5 protein-coding genes are annotated in these 7,267 nt (G+C 43.4%); 2 read left to right on the top strand and 3 right to left on the bottom strand.

Going from position 1 to position 7,267, the window contains the following annotated elements; translation table 11 throughout:
• Positions 1-194 precede the first annotated feature (194 nt).
• On the top strand, positions 195-959 hold the full coding sequence (locus B5J93_RS11840; RefSeq protein WP_079326561.1) for a sulfite exporter TauE/SafE family protein: 765 nt from the start codon (positions 195-197) through the stop codon (positions 957-959).
• A 58-nt stretch (positions 960-1,017) separates the two neighbouring features.
• On the opposite strand, the gene B5J93_RS11835 is transcribed toward B5J93_RS11840, so the two are convergent.
• Positions 1,018-5,490, bottom strand: coding sequence for a S8 family serine peptidase (locus tag B5J93_RS11835; RefSeq protein WP_079326560.1), 4,473 nt, complete (start codon positions 5,488-5,490; stop codon positions 1,018-1,020).
• Between the two features lie 235 nt (positions 5,491-5,725).
• On the opposite strand from B5J93_RS11835, the gene B5J93_RS11830 reads away from it, so the two are divergent.
• Positions 5,726-6,097: an energy transducer TonB gene (locus tag B5J93_RS11830; protein WP_143823546.1), complete on the top strand. Its 372-nt coding sequence runs from the start codon at positions 5,726-5,728 to the stop codon at positions 6,095-6,097.
• A gap of 62 nt (positions 6,098-6,159) precedes the next feature.
• Here B5J93_RS11830 and lspA read toward each other — a convergent pair whose 3' ends face one another.
• Positions 6,160-6,708: a signal peptidase II gene (gene lspA / locus B5J93_RS11825; RefSeq protein ID WP_079326558.1), complete on the bottom strand. Its 549-nt coding sequence runs from the start codon at positions 6,706-6,708 to the stop codon at positions 6,160-6,162.
• A gap of 51 nt (positions 6,709-6,759) precedes the next feature.
• Complete coding sequence (locus tag B5J93_RS11820; RefSeq protein ID WP_079326557.1) at positions 6,760-7,212, bottom strand: GNAT family N-acetyltransferase; 453 nt, start codon at positions 7,210-7,212, stop codon at positions 6,760-6,762.
• Between the last annotated feature and the right edge of the window lie 55 nt (positions 7,213-7,267).

Raw genomic sequence — 7,267 nt, 5'->3', positions numbered from 1 at the left:
GGGTTCGGTTGGTATAAATGCAAGACTGCATGAAGAAAATAAACCTGCCTAAACTCATGCAAAAAGGCTTGAAAGCACCGCTTTATGCGGTGTTTTTCGTTTTTGGAATAAGCAATGACTTATCGTGCATATCACTTTTTGGATAAAGTTTGCGATAATTGCCCACGTTTTATGATTTGGAATAAGGGCAGTTCATGCTATCACAATTTGATAATAATGATTGGATTATCATTGTTTTTTTTGTACTTGGGGCGTTGTTGCATGGTGTGGCAGGCTTTGGCTATCCTATTGTTGGCACCGCGATTATTGCCAGTTTTTATCCGCTTAAAATTGCGGTGGCGATGGTTATTGTGCCGTGTATCATCCTAAATCTCATCATGCTTCGCACGGGTGGGGGTGTTATTGCCAACATTATCAAATACAGTAAAGAGTACTTTTGGCTGTTTGTGATGAGTTTTTTGGGTGGCTTAGTTGGGGTGCGACTGCTTCTGCTGTTTCCTGATAGCTATCTAAAAATCTTTTTGGGTCTGACGCTCATTGTCTATATTATTACCCAATACAGCAGGTTTAGAATTACCTTTAAAAGAGATAAAAAAACAATGGCGGTGGCGGGGTTTTTGGTTGGGGTCATCGGCGGTGTTACCAATGCCATTGTGGCGTTTTTGATGATTTATCTTATCGGCACAGACCGCACCAAGCATGAGATGGTGATTGTCAATAACATGAGTATTTTGATTACCAAAGTCATTCAGCTATTTACCTTGACTCCGCTCATCATGGCATTTAGCCAAAAGCAGATGGCTATGCTTGGAATCGTGATTGTGATTTCTATGCTGTTTGTCTATTTGGGTTCAAAGGTGCGTAACAGACTCTCCCAAGAAGTCTTTGGTCATGTCATCTCGGTCGTGCTGTTTGTGCTTGGGGTATATGCGCTGTGGCAGGGGATTCGGATTTTGTGATAAAATCTTTAAAACAAAAACGGTTCAATTTGAACCGTTTTTGTTTTGCTGTAATGGCTTAGAAACGACTGCTTAGGGTAAGCTGTACACGGTCGCCGTCAGATTTTTCACTTTTAAAATAATCATAATCTAGGCTGACACGGTTTCTTGGGTCAATCTGATAACTGGTACCAACGCTGGCTTGGATTTTGTCTTTGCCAGTCTCCCATGCATCAAAAGCGACATCGGTGTCGGTGCCTGAGTAAGCACTGGCAATCGTTGCGTCTTGTTCAAAAGCGTTGTCGTATTGCAGACCTGCTTGGACTTGCCATTGGGGATTAATTTGGTACTCGGTATCCACGCCAATGGTGCCTTGCCAACGAGTGGCGTCAATGTCTTTGACCATCACAACACCGTCATCAAAGTGGGCATTGTCATGCTGATATTGATGGTAGCTAACCCCGATATAAGGCTTGATGTTGGCATTGGGGCTTAGGGCGTATGAAGTGCCAAGATGGACACCGCCAGCATAGAGCTGACCGTCATACTTTTGTTTGTTATGGGTGTTGTTTTTGGCATCACTGTTTAACACACCTGCTTTTGCCCATAGCGTACCTTTGGCGTTATTGCCCACATCGCTATTTACACCCACGGTTAGAGTGGCGACATCTGTCTCGATGTTGTGGTTGATACTGCCGTTTTGCTCGTCCAACTCAAGGCGACCTAGGTCAAGCTGTAAGCCTAAGCCAAAACGCTCACCTGTTTTTGCCACGCCAATGCTTTGGTTGCGGACTTCACGCTCGCTTTGACTGCTTGGCAGGTCTAGCTCATATTCTTGGTAAGTACTCTCTAGCCATACACCGTTGGCGGTGTTTGCCATGTTTTTGGCAAAATTGGTCGCTTGGGTGCCACTTTGTTCGATGGCGTGAACGGCGTTATTGGCATAAAATGCAGGGTCAAGTCCAAACAAAGCTTCGTTGTACTTATTGCCAATAATGGCAGGCGTGCCAGATGTGCTAAGCAAGGATTTGTTGGTTGCTAAAGACATTGTGTTAGCAAAGTCTGTCGCAAAGGCTTTCTCGCTACCAGTTAGTTTGCCTGCATTGTCTTTGGCATCTATCTCGCTTAGCACTTTATCTAAATTTTGCTCAACTTTGGTGCGTCCGATACTGGCAGTGGTGGTGCTACCCATATTGCTTAGTTTGTTGCGTTTGGCACTCACCACCACATCAGTTTTGGTGGTGGCGTCAGGCGTGGTCTTGCCGTCGGTACCAACCTTGCCACTATATTCGGTCTTGATGATGCTAAATAGAGCATTGCTGGATTTGACGGTATCAAAAGTACCGCTTAGCTCACCTGCTCGTAGTACAGTGGTTTTTGAACCTGTCTCTTTGATCAGTGGTTCGCTTTGCTTAACTTCATCATATAGGTCAAGCGTGCCGTCCAGAGTGGCTTTTTCGGTGATGGTCAAAAGATTGCCAAATTTGGCTTTAAAGGTACTGTCATTATTCATGGTGTAGGTGCCACGAATGGTTAGGTTACCTTCGTTATTGACCGCCCCACCAGTTTGTTTGACACTGCCAGTCGTGCCAAAGCCTGTCAGTTCGCCACCTGTGATATTGATGACTGAGTTGCCGTTATCGCCATTAATTTCAAGGGTGCCATCAGTAATGACGGTGTCGCCCTTGTAAGTGTTATTACCTGTTAGGACAAGTTTACCATCACCCGCTTTGGTGAAGCCGTAATTGCCTTTGATGTTGTTGGAGAAGACAGATACGGTGTCTTTGTCTGTGACATCTAACATGACATTGTCCCAGTAAAAACCACCATAACCTTGGGTTGCAGCGATGGTGTCTAGTAGACCCCAACCGCTTTCATGAGTGATGTTTTTGCCACCGATATTTTTGACGATGGTGCGATTCTGCCAAGGTGTGTCAACTGCTTGAACGATAATTTTATTGCCTTTGTCATCTAAAGCTTCATAAGCTGGTCGGTCAGGATTGATTTCTGACTCTTTGATCTCTGCAAGTGTTAAGAATGTGGCATTTCGTGCTTTTAGGTCGTCAAAATCTTGGGCGGTACTCAAGAGGGTCTGTACCAGATTTTCATTTTTCATCCAAGGATAAGCCCCTTTGACGAGTAGAGCGGCACCCGTAACACGAGCTGTGGCAGGCGATGTGCCTTGATATGTGACTTCTGTGCCATCGTTGTCATGATGGGATGTGGTGGATGTGGCAGAAAGACACCATTCGGCCGCATCGCCACAGTAGTTGGCTTCGACAAAGTCTTCACGAGGAGCGGAGACCGCCAAAAAGCCTTTTTTAAAGTCGGGGTTGAGTTTGGGGATTAATCGCTCGCCAAAGGTGTTGTTTTTGTTTTCATTGCCCGTGGCGTGAATGAGTAGGGCATCATTTTCGAGGATGAGTTCATGAATGGATTGAACTTCCTTGTATGAGCTGTTTTTGGTATCGCCATTGGGTGTGGCAGTCATGGCATCTTCAAGCCAGACATTTTCACTTTGACCAGGTTCAGGGATGTAACCCCATGAGTTGTTAAAGATTTTAACCCCCTGATCCTTATTTAGTTTATGCATGGCAACAAATTCATCTCCATTACCTAAATCACCATCTGTATACGAATAAATGGTGGCATTGGTCATGCCATTGTTACCTGCAATAATCGCTGCCATGTTAGAACCGTGAGAATCTTTGGGTTTTGACATCATATAAGGTAAATTCATGAAGCAGTCGTAGTTACTGCAAGCAACTAGATTATTGCCACTGAGTTTGGCTCCTGCCAAGTCAGGGTTGTCAGGGCTGATGCCGCTATCAATGACACCGACAGAGAGCTTGGTGGTGTCAATGGATGTTTTTAACTCTGTGATTTTTTTGGCATATTCATTTTGATTGACACCATAAAACGCGTTGGTTTTATTCTCAACAAACTCCCCTTCAGGGCTAACCCTGTCCATACTACTATAGCCTGCAATGGTGTCTTGGACAGGTGTGGGCTGGGTTTTGACCAATGAGTCATTGACCTTGCGAGTATGGTCAGGCTTGGCTTTTTTGATGGTGTCATTGGATATGGGAGTAACATAAGCCTTTGCTTCTGTCGTCTCTACCTGTTTACTGACAGCTTCAGTTTGTTTTTTGATGGCTTGGGCAGATGCCAGTGCTTCTTCGGCTTTTTTGATGGCATTTTGGGTGGCGGTTACAGCTTCGTTATTTGCACTAACGGTTTTGGCATCTGTCAGTGCTTTTTGGGCATCTGCCAGTGCTTTTTGAGCTTTTTGTTCAGCATCTACCGCTTGTGTTTTGGCAGTATCAGCGTCTTTTAGTGCTTGCTCGGTGGTGATTAAAGCATTTGCTTGCTTGGTGGCATTGTCAGCAGTTTTTTTGGTGTTGTCAAGATTGCTTATTAGCGTGTTTGCGGTATTGGCAATGCCAGTTGCGGTGTCTTTGATTTGCTTGATTTTGGCATTATTTTGATTATCTTGTTCGGCTTGATATTTGTCAAGTGTGCTTTGGGCTTGAGCGATGACAGCTTCTGCTTTTTCTTTGGCATCTGTGGCTTTTTTGGCAGTGTCATTGGCATTATTTAATGCATCTTGGGCTTTTTTAATCGCTTCTTGATTGCCTGTAGCTTTAGCGGTATCAAGTGCCGTTTGTGCTTGTTTGACCGCTTCTTGGGCTTTATCTAGAGCATTTTGGGCGGTTTGCTCTGCTTTTTTGGCTTGGTCAATGGCAGACTGAGCAGTGTCAGGATTGCCTGCTTGAGTTTTTGCTTGCTCAGCTTGGCTATCGGCATTATTTAGCTCGGCTTTTGCTGTGTTGGCGGTAGCGACCGCTTCATTGGTTTGGGCGTTGGCTTTTTCGATTTGCTTGGCAATCTGCTGACTTGCATTGTCGCTTTTAGTTCGCTCGGCTTGCTTGCGTGCATTTTGAGCTTGCGTGCGAACATTTTCAGCGGTGTTTATCGCCTGCTTGGCATCCTCTACTGCTTTTTGAGCTTGGTTGATGATGTCTTGATTGGCACCAATTGCTTTGGCATCTTTTAGGGCTTGCTCTGCTTCGACAAGAGCGGTTTCGGCGTTATTTAAAGCGGTGCTAGCCTGCTGATAAGCAGCGTTGGCTTGATTGATGATGTTGTCAGCAGTGGCAGGGTTTGATGCTTGGCTCTGTGCTTCGGTGGTTGCTTTTTGAGCTTGTGTTAGGGTGCTGTTAGCATTACCAACGGTTTGGCGAGCCTTGTTGATTTTATCAAGGGCAGCTTGTTGAGCTTTTTGTTTGGCTTCGGCTTCTTGACGTTCTTTTTCAAGACGCTCTGCCTCTTTACGTTTGGCTTCCTCTTCTGCTTTACGTTTAGCCTCTTCCTCAGCCTTGCGTTTGGCTTCTTCTTCGGCACGAATAATGCTTGGGTCGGCAGTATTTTTGATGAGATTGGCATGATGTGCGACATCAACATCATCATCAATGGCACAACCAGTTGCTGCCATGGCGACAAAGCAAGAGACGACAAGGGGTTTTAGGATAAAAGAGTGGTGATTTTTCATGTGATTACCTTGAGGTTGGAAAATAAGTGTTTACAAGCAAAATTGTAACATTTTTAAGGTGTTTTTGTAAAAAATTGTGCGATTTTTTGTGGAAAAATGGATAGAAGGTGGTTTTTATTGTACGAATAAAAATAAACTTCAATTATCTTTCAATGCATTCTATCTGATTGAGAAATAAGCAAAAATAAGTTATCATACTGCTCTTAAATTGATAGATTTTAAGCCAAACAACTTGATGATGAATGTTATTTCTATGTATTTAAGAATTTTTTCAGCACTATCCCTGTGTGTACTGTCCGCTTGTACCGCCAAGCATCAGCCCATCACTGCCCCAACCGTGGTTAAAGCCCCTGATTTTAGTGATTTACCAACCAAGAGTTGTAAAAATGGCGAAGCCATCAATACTCCTGCCACACTCACGCTCGACAAACAAGGAAAGGTAACAGCCGTCAAGGGTATAAAAGTCAAAGACAAGGAGCTAGCACGTCAAATTACCCAGCAGTTTAAAAAAGCCAGATACACCCCTTATCTTGAAAATGGCACGCCCATCGCTCGCCCACTGCAAGTCTCCATGCGTTTGCAATGCCCCAAGCCTGCCAGACGCTAAACCGTGAATCACCACACCCATTGATAAAAAACAAAAGGGCAACTCCGCCCTTTATTAATTTATCACGATACGCCATTTTTGCGTTTACTTTCAAAAAACAGCATATCCCATACCACCAGTGCCATACCCACACAAATGCCAATGTCCGCCACATTAAACACAGGATAATTCCAAACATCATACCAATGAATATGAATAAAATCAATTACATAGCCATATAAAAAGCGGTCAATAACGTTGCCAATTGCTCCACCAAGCACAAGAGCCAGACCAAGCGATAAGACTTTGGCGGATTTGGGAATTTGGCGTAAATAGCGAATGATAAATACCGATACGGCAATACCAAGCAAGGCAAAAAAGTACTTTTGCCAACCGCCTTGATTGGCAAGAAAGCTAAACGCCGCCCCACGATTATATGCCAAAGTCCAATTAAAAAACGGTTCAATGACGGGAACGGAAGTATATTCAACTTTTAGCCATTTTTGAAAACCGATTTTGGTGATTTGGTCAATCACCAAAACAGCAAGGGCAAGGATATAATAACCAAAAGCGAATTTGCCATTGGGGATTAGATGGGGGGTGTTTTGAGTGTTGGGAGTGTTTTCTGTCATAATTAATTTCTTACAATTTAATAAATTTGGGGGTTTTAAATGGGTTGCGGTTTATTTCACCGCCAATTCATAATTTACCCATTCGGTGTTTTGTTTTGCCCCTAAGCGTTCATAAAATTTCATTCCCCTATCATTCCAAGGGGCAACCGTCCATTTAATGGTTTGGCAGTTGTTTTCTTTGGCGATTTGTTTTAATTTTAACATCAACTTTTCGCCAACCTTTTGACTGCGGAAATTTTCATCAACATAAAGCTCTTTCATATAAATGGCGGGGCAATTTTGAGCCGTATAAGGCAAAAAATAATAAACAAGCATTCCTGCGATTGTCCCATTATCATCAGCAACCAAACAATAAAAATCAGGCGGATTTTTATCAATACCTTTTTCTTTAACAATGTCTGGCGTAATAGCAAAGCTGTCAATATAATGCTCAAAAACCACCAATGCTTTCATTAACTCAAAAGTTTGGGGAATGTCGTTTTCGGTCATAAAACGGATTTGCATAATTATCCTTAAATTTAATGGGGTGTAAGGTGTGGATTACGCACCTTTGTATACC

Origin of the sequence: Moraxella equi (assembly GCF_002027555.1) — a bacterium.
Classification (GTDB): Bacteria; Pseudomonadota; Gammaproteobacteria; order Pseudomonadales; family Moraxellaceae; genus Moraxella; species Moraxella equi.
This window is presented reverse-complemented; position numbering and strand designations above follow the sequence as displayed.